Source organism: Leifsonia sp. Y878, assembly GCF_057669685.1.
Genome location: NZ_JBYHFS010000001.1, coordinates 1,274,848 through 1,295,627, shown reverse-complemented (window position 1 = coordinate 1,295,627; position 20,780 = coordinate 1,274,848). Strand labels below are relative to the sequence as shown.

Annotated in this window: 25 protein-coding genes; all 25 read left to right on the top strand. The window is 64.2% G+C overall.

Annotated elements, in window-relative coordinates; genetic code table 11:
- Positions 1–104: 104 nt before the first annotated feature.
- The 25 genes from flgB (at position 105) to AC25Y4_RS05950 (ending at position 20,508) form a co-directional block, all read left to right on the top strand.
- Positions 105–446: a flagellar basal body rod protein FlgB gene (gene flgB / locus AC25Y4_RS06070; protein WP_488119451.1), complete on the top strand. Its 342-nt coding sequence runs from the start codon at positions 105–107 to the stop codon at positions 444–446.
- The gene (locus AC25Y4_RS06065; RefSeq protein WP_488119450.1) at positions 446–838 is read left to right on the top strand and encodes a flagellar basal body rod protein FlgC; all 393 of its coding nucleotides are present in this window, start codon (positions 446–448) and stop codon (positions 836–838) included. Before flgB ends, AC25Y4_RS06065 begins: the two co-directional genes overlap by 1 nt.
- Positions 838–1,143, top strand: coding sequence for a flagellar hook-basal body complex protein FliE (gene fliE, locus AC25Y4_RS06060; RefSeq protein WP_488119449.1), 306 nt, complete (start codon positions 838–840; stop codon positions 1,141–1,143). The genes AC25Y4_RS06065 and fliE overlap by 1 nt, the downstream gene beginning before the upstream one ends.
- Positions 1,143–2,729, top strand: a complete 1,587-nt coding sequence (fliF, locus tag AC25Y4_RS06055) for a flagellar basal-body MS-ring/collar protein FliF (protein ID WP_488119448.1) — start codon at positions 1,143–1,145, stop codon at positions 2,727–2,729. The genes fliE and fliF overlap by 1 nt, the downstream gene beginning before the upstream one ends.
- Positions 2,726–3,745: a flagellar motor switch protein FliG gene (gene fliG / locus AC25Y4_RS06050; protein WP_488119447.1), complete on the top strand. Its 1,020-nt coding sequence runs from the start codon at positions 2,726–2,728 to the stop codon at positions 3,743–3,745. Before fliF ends, fliG begins: the two co-directional genes overlap by 4 nt.
- The gene (locus tag AC25Y4_RS06045) at positions 3,735–4,343 is read left to right on the top strand and encodes a FliH/SctL family protein (protein ID WP_488119446.1); all 609 of its coding nucleotides are present in this window, start codon (positions 3,735–3,737) and stop codon (positions 4,341–4,343) included. Before fliG ends, AC25Y4_RS06045 begins: the two co-directional genes overlap by 11 nt.
- Complete coding sequence (locus tag AC25Y4_RS06040) at positions 4,340–5,665, top strand: FliI/YscN family ATPase (protein WP_488119445.1); 1,326 nt, start codon at positions 4,340–4,342, stop codon at positions 5,663–5,665. The genes AC25Y4_RS06045 and AC25Y4_RS06040 overlap by 4 nt, the downstream gene beginning before the upstream one ends.
- Entirely contained in the window at positions 5,662–6,099 is a 438-nt protein-coding gene (locus AC25Y4_RS06035; RefSeq protein ID WP_488119444.1) for a hypothetical protein, read from the top strand. The genes AC25Y4_RS06040 and AC25Y4_RS06035 overlap by 4 nt, the downstream gene beginning before the upstream one ends.
- Positions 6,096–6,767: a C40 family peptidase gene (locus AC25Y4_RS06030; RefSeq protein ID WP_488119443.1), complete on the top strand. Its 672-nt coding sequence runs from the start codon at positions 6,096–6,098 to the stop codon at positions 6,765–6,767. Before AC25Y4_RS06035 ends, AC25Y4_RS06030 begins: the two co-directional genes overlap by 4 nt.
- Positions 6,764–8,188: a flagellar hook-length control protein FliK gene (locus AC25Y4_RS06025; RefSeq protein WP_488119442.1), complete on the top strand. Its 1,425-nt coding sequence runs from the start codon at positions 6,764–6,766 to the stop codon at positions 8,186–8,188. Before AC25Y4_RS06030 ends, AC25Y4_RS06025 begins: the two co-directional genes overlap by 4 nt.
- A 15-nt stretch (positions 8,189–8,203) precedes the next feature.
- Positions 8,204–8,698, top strand: a complete 495-nt coding sequence (locus tag AC25Y4_RS06020; protein ID WP_488119441.1) for a flagellar hook capping FlgD N-terminal domain-containing protein — start codon at positions 8,204–8,206, stop codon at positions 8,696–8,698.
- A gap of 54 nt (positions 8,699–8,752) precedes the next feature.
- A complete protein-coding gene (locus AC25Y4_RS06015) occupies positions 8,753–9,925 on the top strand; it encodes a flagellar hook protein FlgE (protein WP_488119440.1) in 1,173 nt (390 codons plus the stop codon).
- Positions 9,926–10,032: 107 nt separating this feature from the next.
- On the top strand, positions 10,033–10,362 hold the full coding sequence (locus AC25Y4_RS06010; protein WP_488119439.1) for a flagellar FlbD family protein: 330 nt from the start codon (positions 10,033–10,035) through the stop codon (positions 10,360–10,362).
- On the top strand, positions 10,362–11,126 hold the full coding sequence (locus AC25Y4_RS06005) for a motility protein A (RefSeq protein ID WP_488119438.1): 765 nt from the start codon (positions 10,362–10,364) through the stop codon (positions 11,124–11,126). The genes AC25Y4_RS06010 and AC25Y4_RS06005 overlap by 1 nt, the downstream gene beginning before the upstream one ends.
- Positions 11,123–11,944, top strand: coding sequence for an OmpA/MotB family protein (locus AC25Y4_RS06000; protein ID WP_488119437.1), 822 nt, complete (start codon positions 11,123–11,125; stop codon positions 11,942–11,944). Before AC25Y4_RS06005 ends, AC25Y4_RS06000 begins: the two co-directional genes overlap by 4 nt.
- Before the next feature lie 83 nt (positions 11,945–12,027).
- Complete coding sequence (locus AC25Y4_RS05995) at positions 12,028–12,948, top strand: flagellar motor switch protein FliM (protein ID WP_488119436.1); 921 nt, start codon at positions 12,028–12,030, stop codon at positions 12,946–12,948.
- A complete protein-coding gene (fliN, locus tag AC25Y4_RS05990; RefSeq protein ID WP_488119435.1) occupies positions 12,945–13,661 on the top strand; it encodes a flagellar motor switch protein FliN in 717 nt (238 codons plus the stop codon). Before AC25Y4_RS05995 ends, fliN begins: the two co-directional genes overlap by 4 nt.
- Entirely contained in the window at positions 13,662–14,210 is a 549-nt protein-coding gene (gene fliO / locus AC25Y4_RS05985) for a flagellar biosynthetic protein FliO (protein WP_488119434.1), read from the top strand.
- A 71-nt stretch (positions 14,211–14,281) separates the two neighbouring features.
- Positions 14,282–15,061: a flagellar type III secretion system pore protein FliP gene (gene fliP / locus AC25Y4_RS05980; RefSeq protein ID WP_488119539.1), complete on the top strand. Its 780-nt coding sequence runs from the start codon at positions 14,282–14,284 to the stop codon at positions 15,059–15,061.
- Entirely contained in the window at positions 15,061–15,336 is a 276-nt protein-coding gene (gene fliQ, locus AC25Y4_RS05975) for a flagellar biosynthesis protein FliQ (RefSeq protein ID WP_488119433.1), read from the top strand. The genes fliP and fliQ overlap by 1 nt, the downstream gene beginning before the upstream one ends.
- Position 15,337: 1 nt before the next feature.
- Positions 15,338–16,096: a flagellar biosynthetic protein FliR gene (locus AC25Y4_RS05970; RefSeq protein ID WP_488119432.1), complete on the top strand. Its 759-nt coding sequence runs from the start codon at positions 15,338–15,340 to the stop codon at positions 16,094–16,096.
- Entirely contained in the window at positions 16,096–17,199 is a 1,104-nt protein-coding gene (locus tag AC25Y4_RS05965; protein WP_488119431.1) for an EscU/YscU/HrcU family type III secretion system export apparatus switch protein, read from the top strand. The genes AC25Y4_RS05970 and AC25Y4_RS05965 overlap by 1 nt, the downstream gene beginning before the upstream one ends.
- A gap of 1 nt (position 17,200) precedes the next feature.
- Positions 17,201–19,249 carry a flagellar biosynthesis protein FlhA gene (locus AC25Y4_RS05960; RefSeq protein ID WP_488119430.1) on the top strand — a complete coding sequence of 683 codons (2,049 nt, stop codon included), beginning with the start codon at positions 17,201–17,203 and terminating at the stop codon, positions 19,247–19,249.
- The gene (locus tag AC25Y4_RS05955; RefSeq protein ID WP_488119429.1) at positions 19,224–20,243 is read left to right on the top strand and encodes a hypothetical protein; all 1,020 of its coding nucleotides are present in this window, start codon (positions 19,224–19,226) and stop codon (positions 20,241–20,243) included. The genes AC25Y4_RS05960 and AC25Y4_RS05955 overlap by 26 nt, the downstream gene beginning before the upstream one ends.
- A 4-nt stretch (positions 20,244–20,247) precedes the next feature.
- A complete protein-coding gene (locus tag AC25Y4_RS05950) occupies positions 20,248–20,508 on the top strand; it encodes a carbon storage regulator (RefSeq protein ID WP_488119428.1) in 261 nt (86 codons plus the stop codon).
- The last annotated feature ends 272 nt before the right edge of the window (positions 20,509–20,780 follow it).

Sequence of the window (20,780 nt, the reverse complement as noted above, 5' to 3'; positions counted from 1 at the left end):
CCTTACGAAAGTCCGAACCGGGCCGATAGCTAAGGGGGAGCACGGATCGCTCACCTCCCGGCCATGGATCGGCCACTTGTTCCCAGACCAAGAAGCGGGTATTCGTGTTTGATTCGGTGACCTCTGTTGCGCTCACCAGCGCGTTGGATGGCCTGGCCCTTCGCCAGAAGACCATTGCCAACAACATCGCCAATGTGAACACGCCGAACTACCACGCCAAGCGTGTCGCGTTCGAAGACGCACTCGCGGCATCCGTTGCAGACGGCGACGGATCGACTGTCGCCACAACTGCGAGGTCACTCGAACCCACCCGCCTCGACGGCAACAACGTGAACCTTGACACAGAGACACTGTCGAATGTCGACACGGTGCTCCGCTACCAGTTCGCGACGCAGGCGGCCAACGGCCAGTTCGCGAGCGTCCGCACAGCGATGAAGACCAGCTGATGACGTTCGACGCGATCGGAATCGCCAGCACAGGCATGACCGTCCACCGTAAGTGGCTGGACGCTGTCGCCGACAACATTGCCAACATCAACACGGCGACGAGCACAGACGGCGCCGCGTTCCAGGCCCGCTACGTCATTGCCCAGGAAGGGCAGGGCACGAGCGGCGTCTACGTGGCAGGCACCGCAGCAGGCGACGCTGAGGGCCGGTTGACCTACCAGCCTGACAGCCCCCTGGCAGACGAAGACGGCTACGTCCGCCTCCCAGACATCGACCTGGCATCCGAAATGGGCCAGCTCATCCTTGCCCAGCGCGGCTACCAGGCCAGCGCAGCGGTCGTCGACCGCGCAAAGACCACGTACGAAGCAGCACTTCAGATCGGACGCTCCTGATGACCATCGCCCCCGTCGCAGCCGTGTCAGGCGTGACCGCCACCGATTACCTCGCCGCCGTCCAGCCCGCAGCGTCGACCGATGGCTCTGCCTTCGGCACATCACTCACGGGTGCCGTCGAAAACGTGCAGCAGCTGCAGTCCACCTCGAACGAACTCGCCATCCAGGCCGTCACCGGCGACCTCGACGACATCCACAACGCAACCCTCGCCTCAAGCCGCGCACAGGTCACCCTGGAACTCGTCGCAACCGTTCGCAACAAGGGCGTTGACGCGTTCAACGAGATTATGAGAATGCAGGCATAATGCCGACCCAGGTAACCTCAGCGTTCCGACGCCTGTCAGAGACGATTCGCGCCTTCACGATCGCCCAGCGCACTGTCGCGCTCATCGGGCTCGCCGTGCTCGCACTCGGCATCGCCGCGCTCACCATGTGGGCGATGAAGCCGTCATACACGCCGCTGTTCTCCGGATTGAGTGCAACGGATGCCAGCACCATCGTCGAACAGCTGCGGAGCGACAACGTCCCGTACGAGCTGACCAACGGGGGAGCGACGATCCTCGTTCCGGAGGAAAGCGTGTACCAGGAGCGGCTCACCGCTGCGGCGGCAGGACTGCCGTCGTCATCGACGGGCGGGTATTCCCTGCTCGACCAGATGGGGGTCACCTCGAGTGAGTTCCAGCAGTCGGTCACGTACAAGCGAGCGCTCGAAGGTGAACTCGCGTCCACCATCCAGGCGATGAAGGGCGTGAAGACGGCATCCGTCAAACTGGCCATCCCAGAAGAGAGCGTCTTCGTCGCAGAGCAGAACGATCCAACGGCATCCGTTTTCGTGGAAACCCAGAACGGCGTCACCCTGACGAGTGACCAGGTTCAGGCCATCGTGCACCTCACCTCAGCCTCGATTGACGGCATGCTGGCTACCGACGTCGCCGTGATCGACGCTAACGGTGAGGTGTTGTCAGCCGTCGGCGTCGGAGCGACCGGATCTGCAGACTCGCAGGCATCCGACTACGAAGCCCGTGTTCGGGCATCGGTGCAGACCATGCTCGACAGGGTTGTCGGACCGGGCAACGCCACTGTCGTCGTCGCAGCCGACATGAGCTACGAATCGGCCGAGCGGGTAGAGGAGACCTTCGAAGCCCCAGAGGGAAACCCGGCGCTGAACGAGGCAACCACAACCGAGAGCTACACCGGAACAGGCGGAACGGCGGCCGGCGTGCTCGGCCCAGACAACATTGCGGTGCCCGGTGACGCTGACGGGAACGGCACGTTCCAGTCTGAAGACACCACCAAGAACAACGCCGTGAACAAGGTCACAGAGTCGCGCTCGATCCCGGCTGGCGCACTCAACCGCCAGACGGTGTCTGTTGCCCTCAACAAGGATGCCGCAGACGGCATTCGTGTGGCCGATGTCACCTCCCTGGTCGCCTCTGCGGCCGGCATCAATGCTGCACGCGGCGACGCCGTGACCGTTGAGGTCGTCGAATTCAACGGTGCGAGCGCTGCTGCTGCGGCCGAAGCCATCGCCGCTGCAAAGGCTGAAGCCGCTGCGAGCCGCTTCGCCGACATCCTGAAGATCGGCATCATCGTGCTCGGCGTGCTTGGCGCCCTCGTGGCCGGCGTGATCCTCTACGCCCGCCGCAACAACAGGCAGACTCGCGAAGCCATCGAACTCGGTGAATTCATGGAGTCGAGGCCGGCTCTCGACGAGGCGGCGACCACGCCGATCGGGATTGAGGCGACTACGCCACTGCCGCTTCCGGTGCTCGGCGCAGACGCGAACGACAGCGATCGCCAGCGCGCAGAGATCGACGCAATGGCCGCACGCGACCCGCTACAGACTGCAGAATTCCTCCGCAGTCTGATGGATGACAGGCAGACCGTATGACCATCGTGAGCGGCGCACCACTGACCGGCACCCAGAAGGTCGCCGTCGTGCTGATGAATATGGACCAGCAGCGGGCCGCCGTTGTGATGTCCCAGTTCAATGACGGCGAGGCAGAAGAGATCGCCGCCGAGATCATCAGGCTGCGCCGCGTCGACGCCTCCGTTGCTGAAAGCGCCATGGCCGAGTTCCATGAACTCTCCACCAAGGGCAAGTTCAGCGGCCGCGGTGGCCATGATGCTGCAGTCGGATTGCTTGAAGCATCGTTCGGTGCCGAGAAGGCAGCGGGCGTCATGAACAGGGTGACCTCGTCGATGGCCGGCAAGGCATTCGAGTTCCTTGACTCTGCGGAACCCAGCCAGTTGATAACGCTGCTCGACGGCGAACTGCCCCAGACCGCAGCGCTGGTGCTCGCTCACCTTCGCCCTGAACACGCCTCAGCGGTGATCACCGGACTCAACGAGTCGCTCAGAACCGACGTTGCCCAGAGCATCGCGACCATGGGTGCTTCGTCCCCTGAGGCCGTCAAGATCGTGGCAGACACCCTCAAGATCCGTGCCGGTGCCGTGGTGTCGAAGGATTCAGCTGAAGTCGTCGGCGGCATCCAGCCACTCGTCGACATCATCAACCGCGCAGACGTGTCGACAGAGCGTGAGCTCCTCGAAGCACTCGAAGCACGAGACCCGATCCTGGCTGAAGAGATCAGGTCGCGCATGCTGACCTTCGCCGACATCGTCAAGCTGGAAGGCCGTGATGTGCAGCAGGTGCTGCGTGGCATCGGAGCCGACATCCTCGCGACCGCCATGAAGGGCGCGTCAGAGCAGGTCGTTGAAGTCATTCGCGCCAACCTCTCAGAGCGCAACAAGGAGCTCCTCGACGACGAGATCGCCACTGCACGCCCTGTGCGCATGTCGCAGGTCGAGGAAGCGCGCTCGTCGATCGTGCGCTCGATCAGGGACCTTGAAGCACAGGGGAGCATTACCGTGCTCCGCGGTGACGAGGACGACTATGTCAGCTAACCCAGTCTTCTCTACCGTGGCTTTCCCCACGTTGCGCGGCGACGTGCAGCAACGGGTGGAGGCCCAGGCGAAGGTCCGCGGGCACGCGGCAGGCTTTACAGAGGGTTTGCGACAGGCCAAGGCAGAAGCGGATGCCCAATTGGCCAGGCAGCAGGCAGAGCACCAGGCGTCCCTGCGGCATGACCAGGCCAGGATCGATCGCGCTCTCGGCGTGCTGAACCAGGCCACGAAAGCGCTGCTCCTTCGTACGGTTCCCGTGCTGGACGATGTGCGGTCTGTGCTCGCCGAGACGGCCATCCAGATCGCGGAAGCGATCCTCTGCTGTGAGCTCCAGGACACAGAGCGCTCGGCACGGGCTGCCCTGGCGCGCGCCTTCAGCGGCGCAGACCCGCAGACCGTGCTCTCGGTTCGCCTGAACCCCGATGATCTCGGCGTGCTGCAGGGGGCCATCGGTGACCATGCGGGTGTCGACTTCGTCGCCGATCCCTCTCTGGCTCGCGGCGACGCCATCGCTGAGTATCCAGACGGATTCCTCGACGCCCGGATCGGGACGGCGCTCGCGCGCGCGACAACCGCACTCCGGCAGGAGAACCCATGACGCTCCTGCTTGAGGACACCTTCCTCACCCTCGACGCCGCACGTCGCGCCAGCGCACCGGAACGCGTCGGCGTTGTTTCCGCCATCGTGGGACTTGGCCTCGAGATCCAGGGGCTCAACTGCTCCATCGGTGACCTCGTCAGCGTTGGCGATGACGACCCCGTCGACGCCGAAGTGATTGCAACCACGCGGGAAGGCATCCGCTGCATGCCGCTCGGACGACTGAACGGCGTGAACGCCGGTGCTCCGGCGCGCTCAGCAGGGCTGCCGCTTCGGGTGCCGACGGGCGTCGGACTCTTCGGCCGCGTTCTCGACGGTCTCGGCCGGCCTATCGACGGCAAAGGACCGCTCGTTGACGCGGCGATGGTTCCGCTGCACAACGAGACACCATCAGCCATGCACCGCGCCCGGATCGACACGCCGCTGCAACTGGGCGTTCGTGTCCTTGACACCATGACAACTATGGGCAGGGGCCAGCGCATGGGCCTGTTCGCCGGCTCAGGTGTTGGTAAGTCGTCGCTGCTGTCGATGATCGCCAGGGGAACGGATGCCGAGGTGTCTGTGATCGCCCTCGTCGGTGAGCGCGGACGTGAGGTGCGGGAATTCCTCGAAGACGACCTCGGTGCAGAAGGCCTGGCTAAGTCGATCGTTGTCGTATCGACCTCAGACGAGCCAGCGATGATGCGACTTCGTGCAGCGTTCGTCGCGACTCGGATTGCTGAGTCCTTCAGGGACCAGGGCAAAGACGTGATGCTGATGATGGACTCCCTCACCAGGGTGGCCATGGCCCAGCGTGAGATCGGCCTGTCTGTCGGAGAGCCGCCCGCCACTCGCGGATATCCACCATCGACGTTCTCCGTGCTCGCCCAGCTGCTTGAGCGGGCAGGAACGGCAGAGACCGGGTCCGTCACCGGCGTGTACACCGTTCTTGTCGATGGCGACGATCACAATGAGCCGATCGCGGATGCCGCACGGTCGATTCTCGACGGCCACGTCGTGCTCGACCGCAAGCTGGCCGTCCTCGGTCACTTCCCGTCCATTGACGTGCTCGGCTCCATCTCGCGGGTGGCCACCAAGGTCACGTCAGCCGAGCTCATTCGCCAGGCAGGTCGCCTGCGCACGGTGCTCGCCGCCAGGCGAAACGCGCAGGACCTCCTCGACGTCGGCGCATACCAGCGCGGCACCAACCCCCTCGTCGACGCGGCGGTGGAGCACGAAGACGCGATCAACGCCTTCCTCCAGCAACGGATGGACGACCAGTCCAGCGCTCCGGATGCCTGGGACCAGCTCACTCGACTCAACAGCATGCTCGGAGGTTCATGATGGCTGCTCAATTCTCCCTCGCCGGACTCCTGCGACTCCGCCACGCGCAACAAGACCAGGCCGCAGGTGACCTGGCTGCGGCCAACCTGCGGATCCAGCAGAACGCCGCGAGCGAGGCGAAGACGCGCACCGCGCTCGGCGTGACCGCGACCGATGCCACCAGCACAGAAGCGCTGCACGCACTGGCCGCCGCCCGCGCCTCATCGCGAAGCATGCTCGCCGACCTGTCGTCGCTGGCGCGCCACCATGAGGCAACCGCGAGCGAGGCGCAGCAGGTTTTCGACGCCGCGCGTGCCCAGACACTCAGCCTCGAAAAGCTTGAAACCAGGCACAACGCCACCGTCATCGCCGATGCGCTCAAGGCCGAGCAGCTCGTGTTGAACGAAATCGCGTCAACGTCATGGCACCGCGACAGCTCAGGGGGAGCCCGATGAGCATGAGCGACACGATGCTGCGCATCGGCGAGATCCAGGCCACCCTGTTGCAGGTCTCTGGCGTGACGGTATCGACGACCGCGACTACGAGCACCACGGCAACCGACACCAGTTCGGCATCGTCCTCAGCGCTCTTCGCAGAGGCACTCGCAGCCCTGGGCGGCACCACGGCGACCGGGGGAACGACGATCGCGAACCCGACGAACGCGACGGGGACCGACGTGGTCGCATCCGCTTCAAAATATCTCGGCGTGCCCTATGTCTTCGGGGGAGAGGACTCCTCTGGGATGGACTGCTCCGGTCTTGTGCAACGCGTATACGCAGACCTCGGGATCGACGTTCCGCGCCTTGTCTCTGGTCAGATGACCGTCGGCACAGAGGTCGGCTCGCTGGCCGAGGCGCAACCTGGCGACCTGATCGTCACCGAGGGCGGCGACCACGTCCTCATCTATGCGGGCAACAACAAGGTCATCCACGCTCCCTACGAGGGTCGAACGGTCAGTCTTGTCGACGCCTATATGACGGATGCAGACATCGTCACCATCAGACGCATCATCCCCACAGGAACCGCTGCCGCCACGGCGACGTCGTCGCTCTCCGCGGCCACCGGCAGTACCGATCTCGTTTCCGCGGCACTTGCCGCCCTAGCTAAGGGAGGGGTCGCATGACTCTTCTTCCCGGTTCACTGGCCACGGCTCCTCAGCCGGCCCGCGGGGGAGCCTCGACGTCGTCGTCGAGCTCCGCCGCTCGCGCCGACGGCTCCCGTGACTTCGCGTCAGCGCTACAGGGAGCGCTGGGTGGCCCTTCACCCCGCGCAGAGCGCGGCAACTCGGCGTCGCGTGGCGCTCAAGATTCAGCGGATGCCGACACTGTCGCCCCCGTTGCTGGGGACGTAGACGCTCCGGTGGCACAGCCGCAGGCTGACGCCCAGCCCACCCAGCCGGTTCCCACCGCACTGGTGATCCCCGCCGGACTGGTCGTTCCCACCGGCCTGGTCGTTCCCACCGGTCTGGCCGTTGCTGTGACGCCGGCCGACATCGACGGTTCGGCTGCTGCCGGTGTCAGTGCAGCAGATATCGTCGTGGGCGCAGCCCCACTGGCTGTCACTCCGGGCGCGGCAGGCACCGATAGTGTCGCAGGCGGTGTGTTCACCGGCCCCGAAACCGATGCCGTGGCCGACGCCGCCGTGGGTGATGCCGCAGCGGCGACGCGTGACAGCGCCCCGCTCGCCGCGGCGGCTGCCGCAGCCTCACCCGCCGCATCCGTCGCACCGGGAGCGCAGGCGCAGCCGGTGGCAAACCATCAGATTCCGCAGGCGGCGGTGCAACCAGATGCCGTCCAGACGGCGCCGGTCGGCAGCGTGACCACACCGGGCAGTGCGCCCGCGGTCGCACCAGCGCAGGCAGCATCGCCCGTCGCCCAGGTGGCGACAGCGCCGCTGGCGTCTGAGGCACAGGTCGCGCCAGCTCTCTCCAGCGCGTCAGCAGATGCGGGCGAGCAGTCCGACTCCGCGCAAAACGGAGCCGGCCAGCCGACGCAGGGAACGATTGCCCCATCCGTCGTCCCGAGCGGCATCGCGACCCCAGCCGTCGCATATGCTGCGGCGACCGCGAATGTCGCTGCCAGCCAGAACGCCCAGGCAGATCAGCTCGCGCAAGCGCCGCTCTCCACGCAGATTGCCAGGCCGCTGTTCAGCCTCGCGAATGCCGCTCATGGTGAGCATGTCATGACCATTTCGATCACCCCAGACAACCTCGGCCCCGTCACGGTTCGCGCTCATGTCGGCAGTGAGGGAATCAGGGTGGAGCTCTTCGCGCCTAACGACGCAGGGCGAGACGCGTTGCGCTCGATCCTGCCAGAGCTGAAGCGCGACCTGGCCGGCTCAGGCATGACGGGCGCGAGCCTCGACCTGTCCTCGCGCAACCAGGCGGATAGCTCGCGAGATCAGGGCCAGCAGCCGGGCCAATCCGGCAGGGAACGAGCATCCGTTTCGGCCCTCGAGGGCGCAGGCGCCGGTGCACACACCCCAGAACGCACGACCGTACCGACCTGGTACGGCCCCACAGCCTCCATCGACGTGATGGCATAAGGAAGAGGTATACCCATGACGGATCCTGTGACATCAGCCACCGCGGCTGCTGCGACGACGCCGACGGCAGGCATGTACACCTCGTCAACGAAGACGCGAACGCCCAGCCAAACGCTGGACTCAGACGCGTTCATGACGCTGCTCATCACGCAGCTGCAGAACCAGGACCCCAGCTCGCCCATGGACACGACGGCCATGATCCAGCAGACCACCCAGCTCGCGATGATGGAGAAGCTCACGGCCATCGAATCGACGGCAACGGAGAACTTCTCCCTCCAGATGCGCGTGGCAGCAGCTGCGCTCGTCGGCCAGCAGGTGACGTACTCCAAGACTGACGGAACTGTGGTGACCGGCACCGCAACATCCGTTTCCTACACCGGAGTTGTGCCGACAGTGTCAGTCGGTGGCGTTGATGTTGCCCTCGACGCCATTTCCGGGGTGACGACCACTACTGCAACCACGCCGCCGGACACCACCACTCCGCCGGACACCACCACTCCAACGTCCTGACCTCTTCGCTCCCCACACTTTTCTTCCCCTTTTCATTAACCGAAAGGCGCAACCATGCTTCGCTCTCTCTACTCCGGTATCTCAGGCCTTCGTTCACACCAGACCATGCTTGACGTGACGGGCAACAACATCGCCAACGTCAACACCACCGGCTTCAAGTCGGGTGCCGTGCAGTTCCAGGACACGCTCTCGCAGGTCGTCAAGGGCGCCGGTGGAGCGGATGCCAACAACGGTGGCACCAACCCCGCCCAGGTCGGTCTTGGTGTGCTGGTCGCCGGCATCTCCACCAACTTCTCCCAGGGTTCGGCCCAGTCGACGGGTAACGCGTCAGACATGATGATCTCCGGCGACGGATTCTTCATCACCCAGAAGGGCGGCGACACCACCTACACCAGGGCCGGATCGTTCAACTTCGATGCACTCGGCCGCTTGGTGTCGCCTGACGGCGCATTCGTGCAGGGTTACGCTGCAATCAACGGTGTCGTCCAGGACGGTGGTGCCGTCGGAAACATCACGCTTCCCCGTGAAGCCATCGTTCCGGCAAAGGCAACCACGGCTGCAACGGTCGGCGGTAACTTGCCTTCGGAGACCCCAATTGGAACGTCTTTGGTCCAGGACATTCCGATCTACGACGCATCAGGCGTCTCCCGCACGCTGTCTGTGACCTTCACTCGCACAGCAGCAGGCTGGGATGTCGCCGGCGATGACGGCGCGGGTGCAACGGGCGCGAGCGCTCTCGAGTTCACCAACGGCGTGCTCACCGCGGGTGGCGCCATGACTGTGGGTGGCATTGCCATCGACCTCACCGCGACCACTGGTTTTGCCGAGTTGAAGACGGTGTCGGTCACCGGTCAGGACGGCAACGAGGCCGGCACGCTGAAGTCATACAGCATCGGGCAGGACGGCACGATTGTCGGCCTCTTCAGCAACGGTGAGAAGCAGGCCATCGGTCGCGTCGCCCTCGCCACATTCGTGAACCCCGGCGGACTCGAGAAGAACGGATCGTCGTCGTACAGCGCGACGTTCAACTCTGGCGACGCGGAGATCGGCGTCCCCGGAGCAAACGGCCTCGGCGCGCTCATTTCAGGCTCCCTGGAAATGTCGAACGTCGACCTGTCGCAGGAGTTCACGAACCTGATCGTGGCCCAGCGTGGTTTCCAGGCCAACGCCCGCATCATCACCACCTCCGACTCCATCCTGGAGGAGCTCACCAGCCTGAAGCGCTAGAAAAACTCTCACTTTCACTGTCGGCCGTCCCCTTCACCTTACGAGTGGAGAAGGGCGGCCGACAGTAGTGTGTGACGGCCGACCCGGCCGAGACCAGGGATGGACACATGATCGTAGTTACCCGGCTGAATGACAGCCAGTTCGCGATCAATCCCGACCTGATCGAACGTATCCACGCCAATCCGGACACCACGCTGGTCATGGTCGATGGCGCAAAGTTCATCGTCACAGAGTCCCTGGACGAGGTCATTGAAAAGATCGCGGTTTACCGCGCGCGCATCATTGCCCTGGCCTACGAGCCGCCGCCTGTCTCACCCGCGAAGGTGAGACAGCTGGGACTCGTGTCATCAACAGACAACGTCGAATCGGAGCAGTTCCGTATCGACGATATCTCAGAGGCAGACAACACCGTCCAGCTTCGTCCCAGGAGGAAGTAATGGATCCGGCTACCCTGATTGGCATCGTTCTCGCCTTTGGCGCATTGTTTGCCATGCTGACGCTTGAGGGATCGCACATCACCGCGATCCTGCTCCCAGCGCCCATGATCCTGGTCTTCTTCGCCACGATCGCCGTTGGTATCGCCGGTGGCACGATCAAGGACTTCTTCGTCGCGGTCAAGGCGCTGCCGCGCGCGTTCAGGGGCAAGACGACACCGCCCCAGCTTGTCATCGACCAGGTAGTCGGCCTCGCCGAAACGGCCAGGAGCAAAGGCCTGCTCGCGCTCGACGAGGAAGCGGCGAACGTCGACGATCCGTTCCTGCGCAGAGCGCTCCAGAACATCGCTGACGGCACGGACGGCGACGAACTTCGCATCCTCCTCGAAGACGAAATCGCCACCCGCGCAACGGCGGACCGCACCGCGTCGAAGTTCTACATGAGTCTCGGCGGCTATGCGCCGACCATCGGCATCGTGGGAACCGTCGTGTCACTCACCCACGTGCTTGAGAATCTCGATGCGCCAGACACGCTCGGCCCGATGATCGCCGCGGCGTTCATTGCCACGCTCTGGGGTCTCTTGTCTGCCAACTTCCTCTGGCTGCCGATCGGAACACGCCTGAAGCGACTGACCGATCTCGAGGTCGAACGGATGACGCTGCTGATGGAAGGTGCTCTGGCTGTTCAAGCGGGGAGCCAGCCGCGCGTGCTCGGCGAACGACTGCGGGCAATGGTGCCCGCCGAGGCGTTGTCTGACGCAGCATGAGCGCCCGTCCCCGGAGCCGGAAGCCGGCAGTAGCCGAAGACGAACATCCAGACGAACGGTGGATGGCGTCGTACATGGACATGGTCACCGTGCTCATGTGTATGTTCATCGTGCTCTTTGCCATGTCGACGGTCGACCAGGACAAGTTCGAACAGTTGCGTAATTCCCTGGCGTCAGGCTTCGGCACAGAGATCACAGAAGAAACCGATACCTCACTCGGCGTCGTGGTTCCCCCCGAACTCATCACCGAAGACGGCGAAGGCTTCACGGATGCTGAGCTCGCCGCGAACGAAATCGACGAGCTGCGCAGGATCCAGGAACAGATCAGGGCGAACCTGCAGCAGAACGGCGTGGAAGACCTCGTCGAGTTCAAGCTCGATGAGCGCGGTCTCACCATCGGACTCGTGGGTTCTGAAACCTTCTTCCAGCCTGACCTGGCCGACCTGAGTCCCGCAGCCATGGTCGTGCTTGACGCGATAGCGCCCGTCCTCGCGCCGGACACCAGGCAAATCTCGATCGAAGGACACGCAGACCGCCACGGCAGGACCATCAACTTCCCGACAGACTGGGAGTTGTCCTCCGGTCGGGCCACGCAGGTGCTGCGGCGCCTGGTCGAGTTCGGGGCCGTCGGGCAGGAACGCGTCGGCGCAGTCGGTTATGGCGCTGCCAGACCGGCAGCAAGCGGCGATGCCCTTGAAGACATGGCTATGAACAGACGCGTCGATGTCGTCGTACTCTCCAACCTGTCCCAGTCGGTCAGAGAACTCATCCCGGGGATCATCTCCAATTCGACGGCGTCGGCCGCGATCGTTCCCTAAGACGACCGAACTGATTGCCAAGACGACCGAACTGATTGCCGCCGCGGCTTACATGAGTGCGGTATCGGCCGATTGTGTTCTACGTGACGGTCCAGGAACAACTCAGCAGTAGCGTACCCATTCGAGGTGCTGGCACGGTCGATCTCTACGACTTCCGTCGGCCGACCACTCTGGCGCGTGAGCATACGCGCGTTCTTGAGCTCGCCTTTGAGACGTTCGCCAGGCAGTGGGGAACCCAGCTGACCGCCAAAGTCAGAATCATGTCGCAGGTCTCCTGCGAGGTGGTGGCGATGCACAGCTATGACGAATACGCCGCATCGCTTCCTGCCGCCACCGCGATGGTGCTGTGCAGCATTGAGGGCCTCGCGCCGAAAGCCGTGATTCAGTTTCCGACATCCGCCGCCCTGTCATGGGTCGTGAACATGCTCGGTGGTACCGGCGGAAGTGTCACCGGTGAACGCAAGTTCACCCAGATCGAGCACGCGCTCGTGCGCAGACTCATGGAAGACGCCCTCGAAGACCTCCGGTACTCGCTCGGATCATTGCTGGTCGCCTCCATTGGCGTTGACGGAATCCAGTACAACTCCCAGTTCGCCCAGGCCGCAGCCACCGCTGATCTCATGATCGTCGCGACGTTCACGATTCGGGTCGGAGAGCACGTCGCGCAGGCGACTGTCGCCTTGCCGGCTGAGGCTTTGCTGCCTCAGCTGGGAGAGGCGAACCCGACAAGCACCACCGCGAATGCGAACGAGCTCATCCACGCCCAAATGGCGTGGGTGCCGGTCGACGTGTCGGTGCAGCTCGCTCCGGCACGCGTCGTTCCCAGCATGATCCTCGACTTGGCTGTCGGTGACGTGCTGCCGCTGCCACACCCGCAGCATCGTCCCCTCGACGTCGCCGTCGATGGCCACCCACTTGCACGTGCAGCCGTCGGGGCCAATGGTTCCCGCCTGGCCTGCGTGGTCGTCAACGGCCCCGCAACAACTGAGGAGAAAACAGCATGACCATGACAGCAACCACGACCGGTTCCATCCAGGCGGATGCCGTTGCGGCACTCGTGCAGGTGCTTCCGACGCTGAGCCCGCTCGTTGCAACCCCGTACACCGGTGCGGTTCCTGCCGGCCAGTTGGGCACCGCTGTCAGCGCATCGTTCGTCGGGGCGCGCTCCGCAGACCTGGCTGTTGTCGTTGTCGACTCCAAGACTGTTACCGCAGCCTCAGAGTCGGAATCATCGCTCATCTCCGTCGAAGACGTCCTGCGTCCGTCGTTGGAGGCCGCGGCTGAGGTGCTGGGGAACGGTGTTCTCGGTGCGGCGAGCACGCAGGATGCCACGGCGCTGTTCAGCGACCCTGACACCATCGTCTACGAGCTCACCGACGATGGCCAGAATGCCGGCTGGTTCCTCATGCGCATCAGGGAGAACGGCACCATCGGCGCCGTCAACGGCCTTCCGACCGAATCGGTGGTCGGCAAGCTTGGCCGCATCAACAGTGTCGAGATGGCGCTCACCGTTGAGATCGGCCGCACCAGGATGTCGGTGCGCGACGTTCTCGCCCTCGAGCCTGGCGCTGTCATTGAGCTTGACCGCTCTGCGGGGGCTCCCGCCGATGTCCTGCTGAACGGCCGACTCATCGCACACGGCGAAATCGTCGTCGTCGACCAGGACTATGCCGTTCGCATCACCCGCATCCTCGATGTTGCCGAGGGCATCTCGTAAGTGGACACCCTCGTCATCGCGTTGCGGGTAGCCCTCTCCCTGGCCGTCGTGGTCGGGTTGCTGTGGTTCATGCAGCGCAAGGTCACCCGGAGCAGCCGGGTGAGCAAGAACGCGCAGCTCATCTCAGTGGTGGGCCGCCAGGGCGTCGGCCAGAAGGCATCCGTCGTCGTTGTCGACATCGACGGGCAGCGGTTCGTGCTCGGTGTGACGGAGCAGAACGTGAACGTGTTGCAGTCGGCTGCTGCCCCAGCATCCGTTGCCGTCGCAGCGCCGAGGAAGGCTGCGAGCCCCCGTTCGTCGGCCGACCTCTTCGCGCTCACCCTTGATTCTGCAACCAGTGAAGAGGCGGCCGGCTTGGCGGCGGCCGGCGATGATGCTCCCGCAGACGATGCTCTCGGTGTTGCCGCGGCTTCGGTGGCCACCATCGACCCTGCGATACTGCACAGTCCTGCTGTACCGCACAGCGCAACGAAGCGCGCGCTCGGCGGCTCCATCCTGTCGCCGGCGACCTGGAAACAGACAGCCGCTGCCTTGCGGCAACACCCGTGACCGTGCTCAGCGTTCAGGCGGTCAACCGCACGAGACGCATCAGGACTGCCGTTCTCATCTCGCTTGGGCTGATGATCGTGCTGGCCATCATCCTGCTCTCGGCGTCTGCCGGATTCGCTGCTCCTGGCGACCCAGGCGAACCCCTCGACCCAACGGCGCCCACCGACCCCACTGTGCCCGGTGCAGGACTCACGGTCGACATCAACGGTCCGAACGGCACACCGTCATCGGCGATCGTCACCCTGATCGGCATCACGCTGCTCTCGGTCGCGCCGGCACTGTTGCTCATGATGACGTCGTTCACCAAGATCTTCGTGGTGCTGGCGATGACCAGGAACGCCCTCGCGCTGCCGTCGATCCCACCCAACCAGGTGCTCGCCGGCCTCGCCCTGTTCCTGTCGCTGTTCATCATGTCGCCGATCCTGATCGACATCAACGACTCGGCCGTGCAGCCATTCCTGAACGGTCAGATCGATTTCAGCGCCGCCGTTGAAGTCGGGTCTGAGCCGCTGCGGCAATTCATGCTTGCGCACACCAGGGAAGAGGACCTCGCGCTTATGACGCGAGCAGCCGACATGGCCAACCCCGACTCTGCGGTTGATGTGCCGATGCTGACGCTGATCCCTGCCTTCATGATCTCCGAACTCCGCGCGGCGTTCATCATAGGGTTCGTCATCTTCATCCCGTTCCTCGTTATCGACCTCGTCGTGTCGGCAGCGCTGATGTCGATGGGCATGATGATGCTTCCGCCCGTCATGATCTCGCTCCCGTTCAAGATCCTGCTGTTCATCCTCGTCGACGGCTGGGGACTCATTGTGACGTCCCTGATCGACAGTTATGGGGGTGGTTGATGGACGCCAACGCTGTTCTCGACATCGGCCTGCAGGCCATCATCATCTCGGCGAAGCTCGCCGCCCCCATCCTCATCACGGCCCTGGTGGTCGGCTTCGCCATCTCGCTGTTCCAGTCGATCACCCAGATCCAGGAAGTCACGCTCTCATTCGTGCCGAAGGCCATCGCCGTCTGCATCGCCATGGTTATCTGCGGCCACTGGATGATCTCGGAGATCGTGTCGTTCACCAACGCGATGTTCGACAAGATCCCGTCCCTCCTCGGGGGAGGGTGACGTGAACATCACGCTGAACTTCGAATGGATCGAAGCAGTGATGTTGGCCAGTGTCAGAATCGTGACCTTCCTGGTCATTGCACCCCCGTTCTCATACAACGGCATTCCGTTGCGCATCAAGGGCATGCTCGGCATCGGACTGGCATTCGCCGTCTCCCCAAGGGTCGTCCCCGGCTACGTGTCGCAGGGCACTGGCGAGTACATCGGGGCGCTTGTCCTTGAGATCCTCGTCGGGGGAGTGCTCGGCTTTCTCGTGATGCTCGTCTTCTCCGCTGCCCAGTCGGCCGGCAACTTGATCGACATGTTCGGCGGTTTCCAGATGGCGCAGGCATTCGACCCGCAGGCGATGCTGAACGGTGCGCAGTTCACGCGACTGTTCCACATGACTACTCTCGCCCTGCTGTTCGCCTCCGGCGGGTACCAGCTCGTGATCGGCGGGCTCGTGCGCACGTTCACGGCCATTCCGCTCGGGGGCGGCCTCGACCTGGCCGCATCCGCCCAGGCCATGGCTGACGGTATCGGGCAGGTGCTGCTGTCTGCAGTGCAGATCGCCGGTCCGTTGATCGTGGTGCTCTTCCTGGCCGACGTCGGCCTCGGCCTGCTCACCAGGGTTGCCCCAGCGTTGAACGCATTCGCGCTCGGCTTTCCGCTCAAGATCTATCTCACGCTCACCCTCGGGTCCGTCGCGTTCATCGCGTTACCCCGCATTGTCTCGTCCCTCACCGGGCAGGCCGTCGACGTCTTGATCGGGGTGAAGTAATGGCTGATACCGATTCAGGAGAACGCACAGAGCAAGCCACCCAGAAGCGGATGAAAGAGGTCCGCTCCAAGGGGCAGCTCTCCAAATCCCAGGATGTGACGGCGTGGGTCGGCATTGGGGCCGCCGCGGCCATGATGCCGTACACCATGCAGCTCGCCGCAGACGCCGGTACCACCCAGATGTTCACGGTCAGCCACCTCATCAACCAGCCGGATCCGATCATGGCGGTCCAGGCGCTGGGCGATGGCCTGGCATCGATGGCCGGAACGATGATGCCCATGCTCATCGTGGTGTTCGTCGTCGTGCTGATCGGTGCAGCAGCCCAGGGCGGCATCCACTTCAAGAAAATGGCCGGCAAGTTCGAGCAGTTCAACCCGGTGGCCGGCATCAAGCGCACCTTCGGCACGCAGGCGCTCTGGCAGGGAACGAAGGCGCTCGTGAAGACGGTTGTTGTTGGCCTCGCGCTCATGGTGGTGATCCAGGGGCTCGTCCCCGTGCTCATGACCGCCGGCGGACTGCCCGTCTCCTCGCTGCTGGATGCCGCAAGTGGTGGCGTGGCCGGCCTCATCCAGACGGCTGTCGCAGCCGGCCTCATCCTCGCAGTGGCCGACCTCTTCGTCGTTATGAAGCGCAACCGCAAGAAGACGCGGATGACCAAGAAGGAAGTCAAAGACGAGAACAAGAACTCCGACGGCGACCCGCTCATCAAGTCGCAGCGTCGGTCTCGGCAACTCGCCATGAGCCGGAATCGCATGCTCGCCGCCGTGGCAACCGCCGACGTCGTGCTCGTGAACCCCACCCACTTTGCCGTCGCCCTGAAGTACGAGGCCGGAAAGTCTGCCCCTCGGGTCGTGGCCAAGGGTGCCGGAATCATCGCCCAGCGCATCCGTGAACAGGCGGAGACCGACCGGGTGCCGATGGTCAAGGACATCCCGCTCGCTCGCGCGCTGCACTCAGCGTGCGAGATCGGGCAAGAGATTCCCGCTGAGCTGTACAACGCCGTCGCTCGCGTGCTCGCCTTCGTGATGTCGCTCCGGTCACGGGGCGCAGCGCTCGGCGTACACACCATGTCTGAACTCGCAACACAACCAGGAAGCCGTTGACATGAAACGAAACCTAGGAATGCTCGCTGTCCCCGTCGGGGTCGTCGGCATCGTTCTCCTGCTGGTTGTGCCGGTGCCGGCAGTCCTGCTCGATGTGCTCATCATCCTGAACATCCTGCTCGCGCTGGTGATCCTGTTGACGACCATGTTCGTGCAGAAGCCGCTCGACTTCTCGGTGTTCCCGTCGCTGCTCCTCGTCGCGACACTGTTCAGGCTTGGCCTGAACGTGGCATCCACGCGTCTCGTGCTCGGAGACGGCTATGCGGGCCAGGTGATCGCGGCATTCGGACACGTTGCCGTTGGTGGCTCAATGATCATCGGTGCCGTGATCTTCCTGATCCTCGTGGTCATCCAGTTCGTCGTGGTCACCAAGGGTGCTGAACGTGTCGCAGAAGTCGGCGCCCGATTCACCCTTGACGCCATGCCTGGTAAGCAGATGGCCATCGACGCCGACCTGAACGCCGGCCTCATCACCGATGTGCAAGCCAGGGAACGCCGGGCAGAAGTGTCGGCTGAGGCCGACTTCTACGGTGCCATGGACGGTGCGTCGAAGTTCGTCAAGGGTGACGCCATCGCCGGAATCATCATCATCATCATCAACATCGTCGGTGGTATCGCCATCGGCATGATCCAGCGCGGCATGGAGATCGGCGAGGCCCTCGACACCTACGCCCTGCTGACCATCGGTGACGGCCTCGTCACCCAGATTCCCGCCCTGCTGATGGCGGTGTCAACCGGCATGATCGTGACGCGGTCCAACGCTGAATCCGACATGGGATCAACGGCATCCGCCCAGCTGACGCAGTCACGCAACGCACTGATGATCGCCGGCGTCGCAGCCATCCTGATGGCTTTCATCCCAGGCATGCCGATCATCCCCTTCATCACTGTCGGCGCCGGCCTGCTGATCGTCGCGCAGCGCATCAAGGCGCGGAAGGCCTCCGACCTGGCCATCGAAGCCGCGTCCGTCGCGGGGGAGCGCACGGGCCAGTCGGACAAGCCGGAAGACCTCATCGAGCAGATGCGCGTGCATGCGCTGGAGATCCAGTTGTCCACCGACCTCGTCGACATCGTGTCAGGCGCCTCAGACGACCTGCTGGCCAGGGTGCGCGCCCTGCGCAGGAAGATCGCTCTCGACCTCGGCGTCGTCGTGCCGCCTGTGCGCACCAGGGACAGCGTCGAGCTGCCGCCGTCGACCTATGTCATCCGCATTGCCGGTGTGGAAGCCGGCCGAGGCATGGCGCCGTCCGGCAAGGTGCTCGCACTTGGCGACCACCTCGATTCGCTGCCAGGCGTCGCAACCGTCGAGCCGGTCTTCGGACTGGCCGGCAAATGGGTGCCGGCCGAGATGCGGCACAGCGCTGAAATGATGGGGGCGACGGTCATCGACCGCGTCTCCGTCCTGGTCACCCACCTCTCCTCGATCATCACGCAGAACGCCGCGCGATTGCTGTCGCGTGAAGATGTCAGGGTGCTGACGGATGGCGTCAAGGCGGTCAACCCGTCGGCGGTCGAAGAACTGATCCCCGGCCTCCTGTCACTGGCTGAGGTGCAGCGTGTCTTGCAGGGGCTGCTCGCCGAGCAGATTCCCATCAACGACCTGCCGCGCATCTACGAAGCGCTGTCCCTGCGTGCCAAGGTCTCCACAGAGCCGGAGGGTCTCATCGAAGCGGCCAGGCAGGCGCTCGGCCCCGCATTGGCGATGCAGTATCTCGACGGGACATTGCTTCGGGTCATCATGATCGATCCGATGTTGGAACAGTCGATGCTCGAGGGCATGCGCCAGGGCGATGGCGGCAGCCAGATCCTGCTGGATCCGCTGAAGACCGAGGCGGTGCTCGCCTCGTTGAAGGCGACGGTGAGCTCGGTGGAGTCGAACGGCTATTCCGCAGTGCTGGTCTGTGCCCCTGCACTTCGCCCGGCCATCCGGAAACTGGTGTCGACGCAGTCCGGCGGCATTCCGGTCTTGTCGTATCAAGAAGTTACGTCGGCGAACGTCGGCATCGAAACAGTAGGAGTGGTTCGTGGAACCGAAGCAATTTCAGCTTGAGGGTCAGTCCCTCCCTGAGATCACGGAGCGCGTTCGCGCGCTGTACGGACCGGATGCCAGGATCGTCTCAGCCGAGCGGGTCACCGTTGGCGGGGTGAAGGGTTTCTTTGCCAAGCAGCACTATGAAGTCACCGTCGAAGAGCAGGCGCCGCGCGAGCTCACTGTCGACGCCAGCGGCATGGCCGGCGCAGACCTGACCCGGCGCCTCGGGATCGCCGCACTGCTCGACGATGCAGACGACGTGGAGGAACGCATCCAGGATCTCCCCGTTGCGCCGAAGCTGTCGACGGCATCCGCTGATTTTGACGCCATCATGTCGGACCTCAGCACGGCGACCGGCCTCGGACCGGAGATCGACCTTCTTGCTGCATACACGAAGCCGCAGCCGCTCGCATCCGCAGCCGCTCTGGCCGGCGAGCCTGCAGGGGATGGCGATGAACTCAGCAGTGCGGGAGCGAATTCTGCGCGCCAGGCTCCGAGTCCGCTGACAGGCGCCGGTGACCTGGTCGTGATCGCCGGTTTGTACGACGATGCCCTCGGCGTCGCCCGCTCGATGGCTGCATCGTGCAACGGGCTGGTACGGCGTGGTGGGTCGCTTGCCGCCGACCTGGGCGGGTCTGTCTCCGACCAGACCGGGTCTGTCACCGATCGGCGTAGCGCGCTGGACGCGCGGGCGGCCGGCGTTGAGAACGGCGCCGCAGTATTTGTCGCGTGGGGCGTGCCGACGGGCGGACGTCACGCTCTCGCCGCTCCCGTATCGCCCAGTGTCAGCAACGTCGCAGCCGACCAGTGCTGGGTGGCCGTTGACGCCGGTCGGAAACCCGCGGACTCTGCCCGCTGGGTGCGCGCCATTGCCGCCAACACGGCGGTGGATGCGGTTGCTGCCGTCAACGCTGCCGGGACCCAGTCGCCCGAAACGCTGAGGCTGCTCTCGCTTCCCATCGGCTGGATCGATGGCGTCCCCGCAGCCCTGTCGTCGGTCGCGGTAGGCTGAACGGATGCTGGTTCTTACGCGTAAGCCCGGAGAGAAGATTCTCCTCGGCGATGACATCGTCATCACCGTTCTCGATACCCGCGGCGACAGCATCCGGATCGGAATCGACGCCCCTCGTGGCCTCAAGATCCAGCGGGACGAAGTAGTTCGCGCGGTGAGCGAAGCCAACCGCGAGGCAGCGGAGGCCTCATCGGGTGCAGAGGCTGCCATCAAGGCGAGCCTCGGCATTCTGCCCTCCTCCGAGCCTGTGCCCGCAGCCGACTAATCCTCGCTCTGGCGGTCGTGCCTTCTTTGGCGGTCGTGCCGGCTCTGGTCGTCGTGCTTTCTCCGGCCGTCGTGCCTACTCTGGGGTAGTGGGTCGTATTTTGGCGGCATGCCGTACAACGGCGTACCACAGGAGACCGTGCAGTTCCGCTCGCTCATCTGCCCGCCACCGCCCGTTCACCTGCCGGACGGCTGCGCGCAAGACCCGAGCCTGAATGTTTCGTGAGAGGTAGCGTGTCGCCCGCCCTGGGCGCCTCGTGCCTGACAGAACAG